8 protein-coding genes and 3 pseudogenes are annotated in these 17,985 nt (G+C 58.8%); 9 read left to right on the plus strand and 2 right to left on the minus strand.

Features of this window, described 5'->3' with window-relative positions; all coding sequences use genetic code 11:
* Nucleotides 1-325 precede the first annotated feature (325 nt).
* The 8 genes and pseudogenes from tssK to EFQ99_RS30960 all read left to right on the plus strand — a co-directional run bounded on the left by tssK (nt 326) and on the right by EFQ99_RS30960 (nt 12,416).
* Nucleotides 326-1,681 (plus strand): type VI secretion system baseplate subunit TssK, encoded by a 1,356-nt coding sequence (tssK, locus tag EFQ99_RS30920; protein ID WP_016737477.1) that lies wholly within the window; start codon nt 326-328, stop codon nt 1,679-1,681.
* Nucleotides 1,682-1,688: 7 nt separating this feature from the next.
* The gene (locus EFQ99_RS30925; protein ID WP_210256236.1) at nt 1,689-2,909 is read left to right on the plus strand and encodes a type VI secretion system-associated FHA domain protein; all 1,221 of its coding nucleotides are present in this window, start codon (nt 1,689-1,691) and stop codon (nt 2,907-2,909) included.
* Complete coding sequence (gene icmH / locus EFQ99_RS30930) at nt 2,909-4,198, plus strand: type IVB secretion system protein IcmH/DotU (protein WP_012489524.1); 1,290 nt, start codon at nt 2,909-2,911, stop codon at nt 4,196-4,198. The genes EFQ99_RS30925 and icmH overlap by 1 nt, the downstream gene beginning before the upstream one ends.
* 9 nt (nt 4,199-4,207) lie before the next feature.
* Nucleotides 4,208-7,813 (plus strand): type VI secretion system membrane subunit TssM, encoded by a 3,606-nt coding sequence (tssM, locus tag EFQ99_RS30935; RefSeq protein ID WP_097593478.1) that lies wholly within the window; start codon nt 4,208-4,210, stop codon nt 7,811-7,813.
* A 296-nt stretch (nt 7,814-8,109) separates the two neighbouring features.
* Entirely contained in the window at nt 8,110-9,726 is a 1,617-nt protein-coding gene (locus tag EFQ99_RS30945; protein ID WP_012489526.1) for a hypothetical protein, read from the plus strand.
* A 99-nt stretch (nt 9,727-9,825) separates the two neighbouring features.
* Nucleotides 9,826-10,064: pseudogene (locus EFQ99_RS30950) on the plus strand (SIR2 family protein); the annotation flags it as partial.
* A gap of 823 nt (nt 10,065-10,887) precedes the next feature.
* Nucleotides 10,888-11,214, plus strand: a pseudogene (locus EFQ99_RS30955) (carbamoyltransferase N-terminal domain-containing protein); the annotation flags it as partial.
* 191 nt (nt 11,215-11,405) lie between these two features.
* Entirely contained in the window at nt 11,406-12,416 is a 1,011-nt protein-coding gene (locus EFQ99_RS30960; RefSeq protein WP_012489527.1) for a LysR family transcriptional regulator, read from the plus strand.
* A 209-nt stretch (nt 12,417-12,625) separates the two neighbouring features.
* Here the strand turns inward: EFQ99_RS30960 and EFQ99_RS30965 are convergent.
* Together EFQ99_RS30965 and EFQ99_RS30990 are read right to left on the minus strand one after the other, a co-directional pair.
* Nucleotides 12,626-13,183 (minus strand): annotated as a pseudogene (locus EFQ99_RS30965) (radical SAM protein); the annotation flags it as partial.
* Nucleotides 13,184-15,435: 2,252 nt separating this feature from the next.
* Nucleotides 15,436-16,323 carry a hypothetical protein gene (locus tag EFQ99_RS30990; RefSeq protein ID WP_008536079.1) on the minus strand — a complete coding sequence of 296 codons (888 nt, stop codon included), beginning with the start codon at nt 16,321-16,323 and terminating at the stop codon, nt 15,436-15,438.
* Nucleotides 16,324-16,846: 523 nt separating this feature from the next.
* On the opposite strand from EFQ99_RS30990, the gene EFQ99_RS35750 reads away from it, so the two are divergent.
* Nucleotides 16,847-17,985 (plus strand): transposase (locus EFQ99_RS35750; protein ID WP_245441610.1); only part of this gene is annotated, 1,139 nt, incomplete at its 3' end.

Consider the following 17,985-nt stretch of genomic DNA (forward strand, 5'->3'; position numbering starts at 1 on the left):
ATTTGCGAGATTCATCCCGTACGAGTGACAGGACAGGCGAATTGGCGCGTTGTAGGTCAGTGTGAACATGAACGACCAATAAGGCTCTGAGGGCAACGGGCTACTGAGCGACAGTCTAGATGAGACCCCTTGCTTGTCGCGCTGCAAGGGGGCTCATGACCAATCCTGATGAGCTTCGGCGCTTGCATATCTGAGCTGTCCCGACACGCGATGCCCTTCTACCAGCGCATTGTTGGATATCAGATGTGCATGCAAGGGGGCAGTGAAGCTCTGCTACTTTTACGGAGAAAGCCGTTCTGTCAGGTGGACGCGAGGCGAGTCTTGAATGTCGTGGAATAATAGGGTCGTCTGGTCGGAGGGCTTGTTCCTCCGCCCGCAGCATTTTCAGCAGGCCGATCGTCACGTCGAACAGCTGGTGCGCAGCAGGACGGCGGTTTTGCATGGGTACGGGTGGGGTATCAGCGAGCTGCGGCTCAATCGAGAGCTGCTTGGTCTCGGTAAGATCGCCATCGAAGCGGCTCGCGGCGTCTTGGAGGACGGGATGCCCTTCAGTATTCCTGACGAAGCCAACCAGCCAACTCCCTACGACGTTCCGCCGGATTTTCGAGATTCGCTTATTCACTTGGCGGTACCGTTTTATCAACCCGGCGCTCTTGAAACCGACGCGCAAGCGGGAATTGACGTACCTATCCGCTTCGCAGTCTCCACTGAGGATGTTGTCGACACCAACGCTGGCGAGCGAGGCAGCGCCTCCATCGACGTAGCGAGGCTGGATTTTCGACTGCTGCCGGACGCGGCAGACCGGTCTGGCTACACTTGCATCCCAATCGCCCGTATCATAGAGGTCCGGGCCGACCGACAGATCATTCTGGACGAAACGCACGTGCCGCCAACCCCCGACTGCGCCAGCTCCCGGGTCCTCTCGAACTACATCACTGAGATCACCGGCCTGCTTCACCATCGTGGTGAAGCTCTGGCCACTCGGGTCTCCCAGTCGGGAACGAACCGGGTTGCAGAGCTCGCGGACTTCCTTCTGCTGCAGGCGATCAATCGGTACGAGCCGTACTTCTGCCACCTGTCCAAGGCCGCCGTTGTAAATCCGGAATCGCTGTATGTTCTCATGCTCCAGTTGGCGGGTGAACTAGCCACGTTCGCCCGCGTCGATAAACGTGCCCCGACCCTTGGTGTTTACAAGCACGACTCTCTCGCGGAGGCGTTTTTGCCAGTGATACAGTCGATCCGGGCTTCGCTGGGTGCAGTGATTGAGCAGACTGCGGTCCCCGTACCGCTGCAGCGGCAAAAATACGGTGTCCATGTGGCTGAGGTGGCCGACCGCTCTCTCTTTACGACCTCGAGCTTCGTGCTGGCTGCTCGGGCTGATATTGAGGTCGAGCGCCTCCGGCGCGAGTTCCCGTCTCAGATTAAGATCGGCCCGGCGGAGAAAATCACGGAACTCGTCAATGTCGCACTGCCCGGCATTATCATCAATCCCCTACCGGTCGCGCCGCGTCAGATCCCCTTCCATGTTGGATTCAGCTATTTCGAGATCGATCAAAATAGCCGCTTCTGGAAGGATATGCCCCAATCCGCCGGCTTGGCGCTGCACGTTGCTGGCGACTTCCCAAATCTCGAAATGGCTCTCTGGGCCATCCGAGCCGGACAGAACCCACATTTGAGTTAGCCCACCAATGCCCCTCACGCTACGTGTACACAGCAATAGATGTAGTTTTCCGGAATATCTCGTGCCGGGCGACGCGGCTGGTGGACTGACTACCAGCCGAGCAGGCAACAGCCTGGTTCTGCCGGATGATCAGCAGATGGTCTCGAAATCCCACTGCTCAATCGAGTGCATGGCACGGCGATACGTACTGATCGACCGAGGCCGCGACGACACATGTCAAAATGACGAGGCGGTGCCGCTTCCGTCAGAGGCGCCGGTCGCCCGGAAAACCAGCGATGTTATTCAGATCGGCGCCTATATGACCGATGTCGTCGCGGTGTCGCCTTCGATATCCATTGCGGAGAGTGCCGCCGAACCGGAGGGACAACTTGCAGCGACAAGTGAGGAGTTGAGTCTTCTTGGCCCCCTCGAAACGGCCTCGTCGCTCCTGGCGGGCAATTGCACCCGGGGTGAAGAAGCGCTGCTGGACCTGAGGGACGGCGAGTTCCTACCATTGCCGTTCTTAGGCACTCGTTTAGACGCGCTGGCGGGCATGATGAGAAGTCCGTGGGATATCTACGCAGACAGTGTGCCAGATCGGGCCCCCATCTTGACGCAACCCAAGGTGGAGCAATCATCTCGCCAAGAATCATCGAGCGGCGGTCACGGCTTTCCTTGCCGCCTGCGGCTTATCATTGGCAGATGTCCGGAATGCCGGCATCGTAAGCGTGCTGGATCGTGCAGGGAAAATGCTTCTGTATTCCGCCGCGCTGCACAGCATACTCTCCGAGCGAGAGCTGGCGAACAATTATTCAGAAATAAGAGTTCCGACGAAAAAACCCTGAGTCTCGTTCCCGATGTCGGCGAGGCGTTGCGCGCAGTTCTGTGCAATGACTCCAGCGGGTCCCTCCGCGGAGACCTGGCCGTTGAGCAAGCCTTCACCGACCGTGGGACGCATGACGTGTCATTCGCGGCTGTGCAGAAGGCTCTGTCCAGCGTCCGTGCACGCTTGTCCCTAGCAGGGATCGAGAAGGCGATGGGGCGGCCCCGTTCCCTTTTGCACCGCAACCATAAGGCGCGAAACCGGAGTGCGTACGTGCGCGTCTTCAATGACGTCGTATCGAGCATCGAAACCGATTTGCTCCGGAGCTTCGGCGCCGACTTCGCGCGCCCAGTGCGAGAGCGTAGTCGACCCGCCCGCCGATCCCACGATGAGAGCGTCCGCTCCGAAGGGAAGTGGGCGGGTTGATGATGGTGATTGAGGAAACGATGCCAAAATCCCAGCCACTCGTCCTCCTTCACGCCGAGGAGCAGTTGGCTGTCCCTTCGCCGTCATCGCCAGTGGCGGACGAACTTACCTGGGAGATGCTTGCGCTCGACCGACTTAATCCACTGGTCGCGGCCGCGGCGGCGCTGCTGGGTCTCAGCGCTCAGCTCAAGAGCAGTGCTAGCCATATCGACGTTGAAGCACTGCGCCTTAGGGTGCTGCGGGAGATCGATGCTTTTGAGCGTCGGATCACGCCGCTCGGATTGCCCTCGCGAGCGATCAAGGTCTGCAAATACGCCCTCTGCGCGACCATCGATGACATCGTTCTGAACACAGCCTGGGGCAGCAACAGCGTCTGGACGACGCGCAGCTTGGTGGGATCGCTGTTCAGCGATACCTGGGGCGGCGAGCGCTTCTTCGATCTGCTGACGCAATTGAAAAATGAACCGGCCATCAATATAGAACTGCTGGAGCTGCTCTACTACTGCATGAGGTTGGGCTTCGAAGGCCGCTACCGCGTCACTGCGGGAGGAGCCGCAGAGCTCAGTGTGCTGTGCGAAGACGTCTACCGCCTGATCCGAGCAGCCCGTGGTGACTTCGAGCGCGAACTATCCCCGCACTGGCGGAGGAACTCAAATAATCCGAAGCCACGCCGCACAATCGTTCCAATCTGGGCCGTCGTAGCGTTTGGGGCAGGATTACTCCTCTCGATCTATACCGGACTCCTGCATGCATTAAATGCCCGCGCCGACGCTGTCTTCAACGATATCGCGACATTGCCGCCGAACGGCGTTGTCAGATCGGCGAGAATCGCATTGCCACCAAAGGTTGTTATGAGCAGCGACCGACTGCGTAACTTCCTCGAGCCCGAAATCCGCGAAGGGCTTGTCACTGTGTCCGAGGACCCACAGCAGATCGTCGTTATCATTCGCGCCTCCGGGATGTTCGATTCTGCTAGTCCGGAAGTGAAGAAAATGTTCCTGCCGCTTCTTTTACGAATTGGTCGTTCTCTGAACGGTGAGTCGGGATCGGTCCTCCTGACCGGGCACACCGACGCCATTCCGGTGCAATCACTCGCCTTCCCTTCAAACGATTCCCTTTCGCTCGCGCGTGCGAGCGCAGCTGCCGAGATTATCAAATCCATGATGGATGACCCAGGCCGCGTGCGAGAAGAGGGCAGAGGGAGCGGAGAACCGGTCGCTTCGAACCACACGCCCGAGGGCCGCGCGCGGAACCGTCGGATTCAAATCATCATCACAAAGACACAATGAAGACAAGCCATGCAGTCAATCAAGAAAGCGCTTAGGTGGCAATGGCTCCGTGTCGGCGGGGCGGCGATCGTATGTGCCTTAATCTTCACGCTCGGACCGCATATCTCGGTCGGAGGATTTGCGCCGCTTGACAGCCTTCGCAGCCAGATCGCGGCATCGATGCTGATTCCGGTCGGATACACCGTGATCTACTTGATCCAGTCCCAGCTTTACAAGGTTCAGGCCTATTTTGAAGACCTCGTCCAATCACGAGTGTCGGGAGCGCTGGACGCGGGTGGGGCCGAGCAGAAGAAGAGAGACCCAAGGCCTTCCGACCGAAGTGTGGGGCAAGCCAGCACGCTTGCTGAAAGAGAGCTGGAGGCGATTCGTCATCGTTTCCGCGAGACCCTTACCACACTCAAGGGGCGCCGCTACGCAGGAGGTATCAGCAGGCGGTGGCTCTATCAGCGGCCCTGGTATGTGATGATCGGTCCGCCCAACTCGGGGAAGACCACAGCAATAGTCAATTCCGGGCTCAGCTTTCCGATGGCGGCGAGGTCCGGTCTGAGAGCCGCCGGTGGGTTAGCGGGTACGGAAAACTGCGACTGGTGGATCACCGATGACGCGGTGTTCGTCGACACTGCTGGGCGCTACACGGTACAGGAGGGTGATGCAGACCGGGACAAAGCGGTTTGGCGTGGCTTGCTTCGTATGCTCAGACGCTCCCGGCCACGGCAGCCGCTGAACGGTGTCTTAGTCACGATCGCAATCAGCGAGCTGAATTCTACATCCGAGGAAGTGCTCGCCGATCGCGCGCGCTGTATCCGTGAGCGGCTCCTCGAAGTGTACAGGGAGCTTCGCCTGCAACTGCCGATTTATGTGCTTTTCACTAAGAGCGATCTGCTGGCGGGATTTGTTGAATTCTTCGACGATCTGGGTCGCGAGGGGCGGGAGGCGGTGTGGGGGTTCACCTTTGCGCAAGAGGCGTCGGAGGACGAAGGCGATCCGATGGCGTTTGCCGCAGCATACGATGCGCTTGTTGGCCGCCTAAACGAAAGGCTGCTTGAACGAATGCAGCACGAAAGCAACCTCCAGCGTCGTGCGCTCATGTTCGGCTTCCCACAGCAGGTCGCTAGCCTCAAGCACCTGACGCAACAGTTCTTGAAGGAAGCCTTTGGCGGGAATTCGTTCCAGGAACCGCTTATGCTCCGCGGCGTCTACTTCTTAAGCGGCACGCAAATTGGCATGCCCTTCGATCGAGTTGCGAACGCCAGATCTCAGACCTTCGAGATCGCTCAGCCGCCCTGTACAGCGCTTCGTGGCCCGGGCCGTAATTATTTCATCAGCCGGCTGCTGCGCGAAGTCGTTTTCGCCGAAGCTGGGCTCGTCGATGCCAATCACCGCTTCGATCGGCGCCAGCGGCGGATCCGGTATGGCGCCTACACGATGATAGCGGCGGTCATTGTTACCGCCAGCGTCTTATGGACGTTCAGCTATATTCGGAATGTTCAGCTGATCGAGAGCGTTCGCCTAATGGCTGGCAGCTATGCCAGAGGGGCTGAAAAGCTGAAGCTCGACCGGGTTGAGAGTGGCGATCTTCGACCCATCCTGCCACTGCTTCAGCGGCTGCGTGATGCCAACGGCGACAGCGCGGGCGGCCGCCTATCAAGTTCGGGTCTCGACCAGAGTAAGAAAATCAAGGTTCAGACGCTCGCGGCGTACCGCCGCGCCGTGAACACCATCCTGCTGCCGCGGCTGATGTTCCGGTTGGAAACCTTATTGGTCGAGCGGCACGACGATGATCAGTTCGTCTACCAGGCGTTAAAGGTTTACCTGATGCTGGGTCAGCAGGGTCCGCTCCAGCGCGCGGTCGTCAAAAACTGGATGGCTGCCGACTGGCGAGTGATGTTTCCGGCCGAAGCCGATGCCGGCCTGCGCAGCGCGCTCGCTGATCACCTGGATGCACTCATGGAAGGGCCGCTGCCCCATAGTGAGCTTAATGGCGAACTGATCGAGAGGAGCCGCGCGAAGCTCCAGACCGTCTCGATGGCGCGCCGCGTCCTCGACATCATCGCGACCAGTCCCGAAGCCTCGCGGGCGCCAACCTGGCGTCTGGCCGACCATGCCGGGCCGCTGGCGCAGGGCGTCCTGGCTCGCAAATCGGGACAGCCGCTCAGCGAGGGGGTTCCTGGCATCTACACGAGGGCGGGGTTTTACGGAACCTTCCTGCGATTGCTGCCGCAAGTGGCTGACGCTGTCGCTGCAGAAGGCTGGGTTCTCGACTCACAGGTAGTCGCGCCGATTGCAGCCGGTGATGTGAGCCAGAAGCTGCGGCGTTCGGCGGCGGATCTCTACGCTCAGGAGTTCGCGTTGCGCTGGGACCAGCTCATTGGCGATATGTCCATCCGCCCGTCTGGGGGTATCGATGACGCGCTGCGCACCTTGAACACGCTGTCCGCGCCGACGTCACCAATGCGCCTGTTCCTTTTCGCGGCGGCGCAGGAGCTAAAGCTCAAGCAACCACCGGCTCCCGAGGACGGCTTGACGAAAGGTGACAGTGTCCCCCAGGGCGAGGTGTTGCCAAGCGAGCTCGAGGCACTGTTCCGGTCTCAACCGGCCGCGGACACGCCTGAAGCTCACGTCCAGCTCTATATGGGCGATCATTTCCGGTGGCTGCACCAGCTGGTCGAAGTGCCGTCGAACAGCCAAGCGGGCGCGCAGGCGCCGATCGACAGTGCTCTCCGGGATCTCGGCGAACTGTATCGCTCCCTCAGCCAGGCGCAGGGGCTGGCGGGTTCGAACATCTTGGAACACAACGGGCAGGCGGGCGTCGCCATCCAACAGATCGAGGCGGGGGCGGCCGATCTGCCCGAACCCATCCGGCAATGGATCCTCGGCCTCAGCCGCCACAGCTCGGACCTAACCGTCAGCGGCATGAGGCGCGGGTTGGCGAGCGGTTGGGCGGGCGGCCCCGGCGATTTGTGCCGACGGGCTACCGAAGGACGGTATCCCTTCGCGAGCGGATCCCGCCGGGATATCCCTTTGAGCGATTTCGCCCGGCTGTTCGGCCGCAAGGCGGAGATCGACACTTTCTTCGCCGAGAACCTTTCCCCATTCGTCGACAAATCCAAAGGTTCGTGGCAGTTTCGGCCAACGAGCGGTGTCGATTTCCCTATCGGCCGCAATACCTTGGCCCAGTTCCAACGGGCAGCCACGATCCGCGACACCATGTTCGATGATGCCGGCCAGGTGTCAGTTGGATTCCTGCTCACCGTCGCCGAGACCGATCCGTTGACAGACCAGGTGGTGGTAGACATCGACGGCCAGCGCCTCGAACATCGACGAGGAACGGCCGCGGCGGCCATGCATTTCCATTGGCCTACGGCCGGCGGCGTCGGCGGCGCTTCCGTCGCTTTCATCGGTTTTCAAGGCGCCACCCTCTCCAAGAGCGGCCATTGGGCGCTGTTTCGCCTCTTAAATGAGGCGGATAAGCAGCCATTGGGAGGAGGGGACCTTATTCAGGTACGACTGGTGTCCGGTCGCCATTGGGCAGTTTTTAACCTCCAGCCTGACAGCGTGATGAGCCCGTTGTCCCGCAATCTGCTGTCAGAATTCCGATGTCCAGATTTCTTATGAACGCCGGGATAGCATCCGACTGGCGCTGGGAAAGCCCTATGGGGTCACGAGACGCCCACGCAGGTCTGCGGCGGGAGAGGTCGGCATGTCGGTTGCCGGCCGGATCGGAGGCGGTCACGGCTGCGACTGGCGGCGATCGTCGCTTGATCTCGGCGCGCCGCTTTCCCGCTCGACTAGACCGCTGGAGAGCGCGGTCACCTCCATCAGGCAGATCTTCGGGAAGTTGGGTGATCAGATCCTGTCCCACCCTATCAACCGACGTACACTGATCTAGAACAGGAAACTGGAGAGATATAATGGCCGGAATGAAGCACAATAGGACAAGAGCGAAGAAATTTCTGCAGTTGATCGACCAGACGAAGAACAGAGCGGATTTGGAGTTCTGCTTTGCGGTCGGCACGGTTGGCGATCTGCGGAAGCCTGCTGTCCTGGTGAGTAAGAAAAAGCTCAATGGATTGGCACAAACTTTGAAAAACATGCCTTTTGAAGATGATGAGGATAGTAGTAAGGAGAACTTTTCGCTTCTGCGGAGAGGCACGGGCAGGATGAACGAAAACGGCGTTATCCTCGTCAAGTTGGCTGATGGTGGAAAGGCCGGGTTCCCGCAGGTCCAAAAGGTGATGAAGAAGTATTTCGTGAACTTCCGCATGAGGTTGCCTGACATGCAGGAAGCAGGAATCTTAACTGAAGAAGACATTCAGCAGTTTGAGATGAACGCCGAGGAGAACTCCCAATTTCTTCCACCCGACGACTCTGAAGAATTCAATCGGCCGATGACGGCGCTCGATAGCGCGGAAGGGAACTCTGCAGGGAGTGTTGAAGAAACTGAAGAGAGAAGCAAGCGTGAAGGCGGGGCTGAGCTCCTGGAGCAGCTTCTCCCGGAAGTGAAGGAGGGCATTGCCGCCGCGGCCGCGACCATTTCCAATCACGCAGTAAGTCTCAGCGCGCAAATTGGCGCGGGACAGACCGCAGAGTTGTCCCATCTGACCACGAAGATCGCGGATTGGCTGCAACGTGTGCTGGCTGCGACGCCTCCGGAAGAGCAGGAGGCAACGCTGCACAACTTCGCCGGCCGACTTCTGTTGATGCTGGCCTATCCTGAGAATCTGCGAAATCTTCAATATGTGGATGACATGCCCGATGGGGCGGGGCAGGGCGAGACAAACGGCGACCGCCGCGAAGAGGTCGTGGTGAATGGGATCGATCTGAACAGAGTTCCAACGGGCGCTCTCGATCAAGACGAGGTAGTAGAGTCCTTGTTCCGTCTGATCAAGGCAAAGGCTCAGGAGCGACAGCTTTCTTATCCGCTAGAGAACGCGAATTCTGAGAGGATTGCGAAGATAGTGTCGTCGCAATGGCCGAAGGAACTAGGCGATGCAGCCCGTAGGCGCGCGGTTGTGGAGCGTCTGATCGCAGCGGTGGTCCCGCGGCTCGGTAACGATGATCAACTTCTGGTCCTTCTTGGCATCGCAGACCAGCCCGAAAGGACCAAATCCATCGAGAACTCGGTCGAAAGTATCATAGCTATATGGCAGGCTCATCTCGACACTGCCTTGACGCTGCGGGATGAGGTAAAGAGCAAGATCAACCAGATGGTCGATGTGGAAGCCCGCGGCGGAACGTGGAGGTATGTCGACGACATCTTCCTGCAGTTCGGAGGAGAGCTTTCAGATCAGCTCTCCGCCATCACCGAACGCAACGGTGAGGCACTGTCGAGCGCGACCGAGCGTGTCCGAACCACAGTCCAGAAGAAGCTCGATTATCTCAACGGCAGCGACATTGTAGCCATGCTTGACAATCCTCCAATCGACATCGGTCCGGGCACTATAGGGCAGACGCTGCGGGAAGGGCTCGCGGCCATCACCGATGGACTGAAGCGCATCGAAACCTCGCGCGCCGCGCCCGCCGCGTAATAATCGCCTGTCTCGATGCCGGCCGACCCACCGGAAGGCCGGGCGAGCAGGCCATCAACGGCCTCATCAGCGACGGAAGGAGTTCCGCCGCTCAGGTGGGTCAGCGAAGCGGTGAAGGAGCGGCGCACCAACAGAGGCTCTTCTTCATCGGCTGCCGCTTCAACGACCAGATGCTGCGCACCTACGCCCGACGGATCATGACGCGATCCAACGCACCACGTTTTGCGGTGCTGGATGCGGCAGCGCCGACCAACAACCAACGCCGTTTCCTTGCAGCAAGCCCGATCACGCTTATCGACGTGCCGACTGGCGAAGCTGCGGCTAGGTTTATCGGCTGAAAACCAGAGTAGAGAAGGAGTGTTGCGGGTACGACGATACACGAGGATTTCGGAGGTCGGTCGTCGGCACCGACGTCGGAGGCGGATTTGCCGTAAACGTTGATCATCACGGCCGCTGTTTGAAAGTGCCGCTCGCCTTGCTATGAATCCACCCATTCCTTTTTGCACGCATTCCATCCACAAAAACGATTTTACTGCTCAAAACGATTGCCCTTAGAAAACGCTGAAGAGCGCTGTGTAGATTATGTGGAGTTCTAAAAAAATGGGTCCTCAGGTGCGGAGACGATGCTGGAAATTCGACCTGGAGCCCTCTGTCAGTTGCCTGGCCTCGATTGTTATCTTACGCTGGTCGTGATCGGGCAGAATCTTCACCGTTGCTTCTCCCGTTTCAGTGCTGATAGGGCTCTCACAAGAAGCACTGTTCCCTGGTCGACTAACCTGTGAGTGCATCTCCCACAATCACTAGAAGCCAGAGCAGGCGCGCTCGCAGCCGCGAGGACTTGGTCTGCGCCTTTTGCAGGGCCACCAAACCTCGTGATGTTTTCTTGCGGCTGTCGGGCCGAAATATGAAGGATTGAGTGATGTGGATAGGTTAGGCAGTTCTGCTGCAAGCGCTTCGGCCCGGGTTTCTGTGCGGCGTCGCAACAATGATCAAGAAGGTTGCGCAGGATCGGTTGTCGGCAATGTCGCCGCGCCGGTCACTAATGGTATCGGCTTCGACCCCGTGAGCTCTAGCTGCACTGTCAAGCGCCACCCTATGAAACTACGAAGGCCGGTGGCCAGGCCAGAGCGACCTACCTTCCGAAACGAACTGGAGAGCAACATGCTGTGTCTAGGGCTCAGTGGCGGTCTAAGCAAAGATTACGAAAATTCGTCCGATCTACCGAGCACCTTTATGCACGATGGGGCTGCGGTTCCCGTTCGCGACGGGCGAGTGATAGCGGCGGTCGAGGAGGAGCGCCTTAACCGGATCAAGCACTCCAACAAGTTACCAATGCGTTCGATTCAATATTGCCTCGCATCTGCAGGTGTTCACCTGAGCGACATCGACCGCATCGCGTATTATGCGACCGAGGCCTATTGCAACGCTGTGCTCGAGCGCGTGCGCCTCTTTCACCCAAGCACCCCAGCATCGGATCCGAGACTGTTGCAACGGGCTCGGGGAAGTCGACACGGGCGCTATATTCCTGTGGGACACCCCGATGTTCCATGTGATCGCCATCGTCACACAGATCTGGCCGCCCCTTGGACGCGTGATGGCACAATGCCATGAGGTTGTCACCCGCGCTCCACCGCCGAGATGAACTCGAAAACGTTGGACCCGGAATTGATTGTTGAGGAATGAACGTCATGAAACGCTATGTAGAAAAAGAGGTGACGGATCAACTCGCTTATAGGCGAAAGATGTTGCAAGATTGGAGAGGAGAGCGCCTCACTGGACACCAGATAAACTTGGCATCAATAGACCTCAACCTCCTGGTCGCGCTCGAGGCTCTGCTCGAATACCGGAACGTGACGCACGCGGGCCAGCACATCGGGCGGAGTCAACCGGCGATGAGCCGGGCACTGGGAAGGCTGCGCGGCATGTTCAATGATGACCTGCTGGTGCGGTCTTCAACGGGTTTGATCCCAACGCCGCAAGGCGAACACTTGGCTCAAAGGCTGCCGTCGGCACTGCGTACGATCCGAGAGATGGTGACAAGCCGCAGCGTAATCTCAAAAGAATGGGGGAGGGGGGCAACGCTGGCGATCCCCGATCATCAAGCTTTGGCTGTACTACCGCGCCTCCTGCCGTGGTTACGCGAGCGTGCCCCTCATCTCGACACACTCGCCTGTTTGCCGTTTGATCGTGCCGTGCGGGGGCTTGAGCAAGGTGATATTGATTTGGCCGTTGGGCATATTGACGTGCAACTGCCTGGCTATTTTCGGCGCAGTCTCTATACAGACCGCTTCGCGTGTTTGTTGCGCCACGACCATCCCGCGCTGGCGCAGGAATGGACGATCGACAACTTCGCGACCTTGCGTCACGCTGCCATCAGTACGGACTCCCCCGACCATTTCGGCCCGATCTACGACCACTTGCCCAACCTGCGAGAGGATCGTAGTCCCATACTTTTTTCCAGCGTTCTCACGGCAGCGGTGGTGGCTTCGGGGACGGATTTGGTATTGCTCGTCCCGCGCCGCGTTGCGACCCAAGTTTCTGCGATGCTGCCGCTTAGGGTTGTTGATCCACCCCTCGAGCCGGCACCGTACAAGGTCATGCTCATCTGGCACGAGCGGTGCCATCACGACCCGCAGCATAAATGGCTGCGCAAGGAGGTCGCCGCAGCGTTGGAGACGGGAGCAGACTGACACAGAAGCGGTGATCGGGATGCTCCCGAAGCATCAAAGAGAGCAAACGGGGATTTTGCGCGGGGAAATGACCAAGAGCTCAGCGCTGCTGCGCCCGAGAGTGCCAGGCATGTTGGACGAATATCGAGACTTGGATGCCTATGTGCTCGCGGGGTCTGCTTGTATCCGGGCTTCTGCTGAGCTGCGGCTCGGCCCTGCAGTGGCGCGGATATCTTCGCGCCGGCTCTCGGATCGACCATTTTGATGGTGATCGTCAAGTGATCAACATTTATGTCAGCAGGCTCGCCGACACGGTCTGGCACTGCCGGACCGTTGGTTGAAAGACACAGCTTGATATCGGGGACCTCTGTGGCTCCGCGTGCAAATGTCGCCTTTGTCTTCTTCCGGTCATAACAGGCATCGCTTGGTCCGGCGATAAAGAGCACGGAAAGCTGAGGGACTTCATTGGCGACCGCAACGACCTTTCGCAGCGCCTGGTCAGGCGTAGGCCGGCTTTCGTTGGCGCAGTATTTACTATTGCAGTAGTTGCACTGGATATTGCAAGCTGGTGCGGCTACGACGTGCATGCGCGCGAAATAGTAGTGCGCTTTTTCTAAATAGCAGGAAAGGTCCGTGATTTTCTCCCAGACAGCCGGCTCGACGTGGTGCGGCTTTGCGGACGAACCGCACAATGACGCGGCGCAAGCAGTGGACTTCGCTGTGGCCAGCAGTTGGTTCATAGTTGTCGTGCTGGTCAGGTTCTTGAGCGAAATCATTGGTGGGGGCATTAAAGGCTCCGTTGCTGCTTAACGTCGCGGTTCAAGAAGCAAGGGCCATGTCAATGAAAATTGCGTTAGTTTTCAATTGGTTAGAGTTTTTTGTCCGGTTCCCTCCATTTGCGACCCGACATAGGGTTGTCAGGCATTCGACAATAGACCTACACCGGTAAAATGGCGGCTCGCCTCGAGTGCTTGAGTTGAGGAGGGCAGGTCGGGCCGCTCGACCACACCAGGCTTAGAACTTTCTTTCACCCCGATTTGATGCCCGCGGATGGCATAACCAGCCTAACGTGGGGTGACGCCGAGAGGCGAGCCGCCTGGCCCCAGATTTCTCCCTCGCGTCGATCAGCCGCTCCCGCTCGGTCAGACGAGCCCGATTGGGAGCCAGGCAGGATCGTTCGGATACAGGCTTTGGAGGAGACTTCGCCGAGACAGGCACCGGCAGCCCCGGCGGCCGCAAACGGGGATCCAGTCGACATTGGGCTCTTTCTGGCGAACTCGTCGATCGCATTGTCGCCGAATGGACCGTTAGCTACCTTCCACACAAGCGCAGAGAGGCCCTGGCTGTTCTTGCAGACAAAATCCAACGCACCAATGGTCCTTGATTGCGCGGGAGTTGCTGTCCTACGCACGCTGTTTGAGTTCACAGACGTTCCCTGGGAAGTGGCATTGCGAGGCCAAGTCAAGCGCCGACGGCGCGAATGTCCGTTCGCAGATGCATAGAACGCCATTTTCAACTCAAGACCAGACTTGCGACGGGCCATGGACCACGAAAATGGGTCGAATTGCATGATCGCGAAACGATCCGCGACTGTCCTATCGGTATTGCCGCGGGATAGACGGGCGGACGAGGCGGGGCTGCGCAGCTCCTTCTGGCCTGATGCGCAGGACGTTCACGGAGCGTACACGGGCTCCGCCGAGGGATTCATTGAGTTCACGCTTGGTGTCTTCAAGACCGAACCGCGCAACATCCACCAGATCACCAACGTTCTGATTGAGTTTATCAGCCCGGCTGAAGCACCTGTCGAGAGCTACTTCACTGCGCTCCAACGAGGGCCGGACTGCGGCCGGATCAAACGTTGCCAGGTTTCTCCTATGTGGTCGATATTGCGACCATTTTCTGAAAAGGGAAGGGGGAGTGGAGAATTGCCGACCGCACAGTGGTCTATGATTGGCTCGAGGAGCAGACACAGCAGGCGGCGTCGCCAGAGTTTGAGCGGTTCGGTTTCAGGCAGCCGATCGGAACATCGCATTCTAACGACCCGGTCTATACGCTCGGAAGCGGCAAAGAGCATGAAAAGCCGAGGCGGAATAGCGGCGCGTTCAGCTGGTGCCGAACTCTTCTTTTCCGGGACGTGGTGCTAACTTGCTGTCATCTGGCTCCTTTAGCGTTAGATCGCATACGCCGGAGCAGGAGAAGCTAATCCATGAAGCAAGCAGACACCCGCCGTCATTACACGCGCTGCAGGCGGGATTGGCCGCGCTCTGGTCGATGCCTTTGCGACAAACGGCGACATTGTCGTTGCCGTGGATCTTCCTGGAAGCGGAACGGTGCGGTGCGGCGTTGCCGCGCGGCCCTGCGATCTTCAATGTGGCCTCGCTGGGCGGGTTGCTGGGCGCCCCAGACGCAACGGCTACGCTGCCTGGAAGGGGCCTGATCTTGATCACGAAAAGTTTGGCATGCGAGTTGGCGTCGCGTCGAGTGGGCCTGACGGCCATAAGAGCTCGGCTATGTGCGCACGCCGATGGTCGAGAACTGGAACGCGCCGACGAGACGGATCTCGCCGCTATTCGCCAACGCGTGCCGATGGGGCCCATGGGCGCGTCCCGATGATGTCGACCGGACCTTGCGGTTTCCGGTCAGCTCGCACGTCGATCATTCATCGACATCGTGTCGGACGGTCGCCTTGGGCTTGGCGACGGGTCCGGATACGAGCGATTCGAGTTCAAGCGCTTCGGTGTCGTTATTCATGAGGCGCCTGGGGAGTACCTGGGTGATCTTTTAGGGGCTCAACCAGAAGGTTTTCGAACCCGACGGCCATTATCAGAAGATACCCCCAACGGCGATATCGTTGCGGACCACCCAGAAGCCAGCCCCGCCAATCTGCATCGCGGCAGGATCGGAGTGCAGCATGAGGCGGGCCGTCGCAGAGAGTCGCAGCAATTATTGCAGTCTCTAATCTTCGCCTGCGTCCTCCCGTAATACAAGGGCGTATCAACTCAGCCGGCGGCGCAAAAAGTCCTCACGATGAGGCAAGCTTTTAGCCGCGGTTCAAATTGAGGTGTTCGAAGTACCAAGACGGGTCATCATCGGATGAATCTGTCTCGACACTGGCGTCACTCGAATGCTCCTCGACACCTGCTTCATCGTCGCTAAGATACTCCACGGTTTTAGAGAGATAACTCCAAGGTTTGTCGGCGCGCTGCCATCCACCCTTGCTATTCTTTGTCCACTTGTCGGGATGTTGCGTAGGGTCGAGCACCCAGCGATTTTCACCCACATTAACGAAACCCATCTGCTCTAGACGGGTTCCCATCTCCGGCGTAGCGGGACGTGACATGATCAACGGCTGTTCGCCGTCGAGTTGAAGTTGATGTTCGAGCAGAATATCGCCTGCGTTCTCGACAAGCGGATGAGTAACGCGAAGGTCTACAATCGACGTGATTCTTCTTCGACCGGGAAATAGTTCCCGCCACGGCTCGTTTTCGATGCTAAATCCATCCTCTGTTCTTAAAAGCCCAACGCTTCGTTCTCCCAGATCATAGCTGAAATATCGCGCGCTGGGCGTATCATTGTCGGTGCCGCCGTAGAGTCGAGCGATGGTAGCCGTACGCAGGGCTTTAGAGGACACGAAGGGCGAGTACTCTTGTGGATTGACGGAAATGTGCTTGATTTCATCACCGTAAAATTCCCTTACTTTTCTGGCAAATGTCGATCTGTCGAGCACCTTAATTGGAGGTTCGGAAGAGAGCGAGTATGGTCGCGTTGGCGACGAAGGCGAAAGAGCATGGGGATCTGGCGTTGATCGGGACGGCATGCCCGTAAGCGTTTGTGCCCCGGTCATATTCTCGATCCACCCCGCCATGGCCCGGGTGCGATCATCTTCCTCGGAAATGTTGTAGCGCAGCGATCGTTCTGAGTTATCCATGGCGGTCTCTCCTGAGAGTGAAAGGTGTGATGAAGCGCATTCTTTTCAGTCGCTTCACATGGGAACGGTGCGCTCACATGTCCGGCCTATAAAGCGGATACGTGACTGCTAGACTCGATGAAGCGGGCGGTGCGCGTTGCATGCGCCGCTCCTGATCCCTTTACCTCAGCCCAAGCCTCGAGGATCCGCGAAAGCGTGGCTCCCTTCGCCAGACCATCGTCGAATCGGCTGACAGTCCGTCGGAGGTGTCTGCGCCGCGGCAGGGCTAAGATTAGCTTGAATGTTAGAGGCGTCTCGGAAAATTTACCGCCCCGCGGGCCTGTTCTGTTTTCACCGTTGTTGGTCTCCAATTGCAGATTACGCATATGCTAGTGCAACCGGACTGGTCGCCATCATGCAAAATCGATATTCTAAAATGCTTTGGAAAAGCGGAGCCACGTGACCCCTTAGGTGGTGAAGGTGACCTGCCACTGCGAATTTCCTCCAGAATTGATTAGAGTCCGGCCCATCAAAGGACGGACGAATGAAGAAGCAGAGGTTTACCGAAGAGCAGATAATTGCGGTACTGAAGGAGCAGGAGGCAGGCGCGAAGGCGGCCGACCTCTGCCGTAAGCACGGGATTTCGGAAGCGACGTTTTACAACTGGAAAGCCAAATACGGTGGTATGGAAGTGTCCGAGGCCAAGCGGCTGAAGGCGCTTGAGGACGAGAACGCCAGGCTGAAAAAGCTGCTGGCCGAACAGATGCTGGATGCGGCCGCGCTCCGCGAGCTTCTTGCAAAAAAAATGGTAGGGCCTGCCGCCAAGCGTGAAGCCGTCACGCATCTGAAGGCCGTGATGGGTCTTTCGGAGCGGCGGGCCTGCCAGATCATATCCGCCGACCGCAAGACGGTGCGTTATCGGTCCTGCCGACCGCCGGAGGTGGCGCTGCGGGCAAAGCTGCGTGACCTTGCAAACGAGCGTCGGCGTTTCGGCTATCGGCGACTGTTCGTCCTGCTTCGACGGGAAGGAGAGCCGTCCGGCGTCAATAGGATCGAGGTTCCAAATTTGATTTCCGGAGGACCGGCATCGATGTACCCAAGACGGAACCAGCCGCGCGATGACGATTCTCGCGAAGTAAGTGAGTGGATCGAAGGCGTGACCGGAGCTTTCGATACGGACGCCTGGATCCGGGAGTACAATTCACAGAGACGAGATGTGGAACAGGATCTGAGCGACTTGCGCCTCGGTTCGCACGACAGTGACGCCGGCGACCGTGTGCCGCGTCGCAGATCCGTGGGCGGTTCGATGCGAGTGACGCCGCAGTCGTTGGCGCCGGAGAACTCGTTGAGCGGCGCCCGCCACAGCATAGACGTCTCTCGGGCGGGCTCCAGCAGCTTGCGATTCGGCGGCTCGGGGAGCAAGACATCGAGCAATATGGCGGAGGCGGGCGAAGTCGCCGCGGCGCCGCAGGGCAAACGCCGCGGATTTACGTCGCGCATGGCGTCAGGGTTCAAGAAGGCGTTCGGATTGAGCAGCGGCAAGACGTCGTCGCGGAGTTCGGGGCAGCAAGACGTCGATGCCGCAACGGAGACTCACGTGGTCTCAACCAAGGCTCGCGTCGGCGCCAAGCGTGGTCGCCCCGCCGACCGGGACATGCATCCCGATGACGAGACCCGCATCAA

Origin of the sequence: Rhizobium vallis, from assembly GCF_003985155.1 — a bacterium.
Classification (GTDB): Bacteria; Pseudomonadota; Alphaproteobacteria; order Rhizobiales; family Rhizobiaceae; genus Rhizobium; species Rhizobium vallis.

Bases quoted from the DNA above. Each gene is read 5' to 3' on its own strand.
- tssK (WP_016737477.1), top strand. From the start codon at position 326: ATGTCGTGGAATAATAGGGTCGTCTGGTCGGAGGGCTTGTTCCTCCGC.
- EFQ99_RS30925 (WP_210256236.1), top strand. From the start codon at position 1,689: ATGCCCCTCACGCTACGTGTACACAGCAATAGATGTAGTTTTCCGGAA.
- icmH (WP_012489524.1), top strand. From the start codon at position 2,909: ATGATGGTGATTGAGGAAACGATGCCAAAATCCCAGCCACTCGTCCTC.
- tssM (WP_097593478.1), top strand. From the start codon at position 4,208: ATGCAGTCAATCAAGAAAGCGCTTAGGTGGCAATGGCTCCGTGTCGGC.
- EFQ99_RS30945 (WP_012489526.1), top strand. From the start codon at position 8,110: ATGGCCGGAATGAAGCACAATAGGACAAGAGCGAAGAAATTTCTGCAG.
- EFQ99_RS30960 (WP_012489527.1), top strand. From the start codon at position 11,406: ATGAACGTCATGAAACGCTATGTAGAAAAAGAGGTGACGGATCAACTC.
- EFQ99_RS30990 (WP_008536079.1), bottom strand. From the start codon at position 16,323: ATGGATAACTCAGAACGATCGCTGCGCTACAACATTTCCGAGGAAGAT.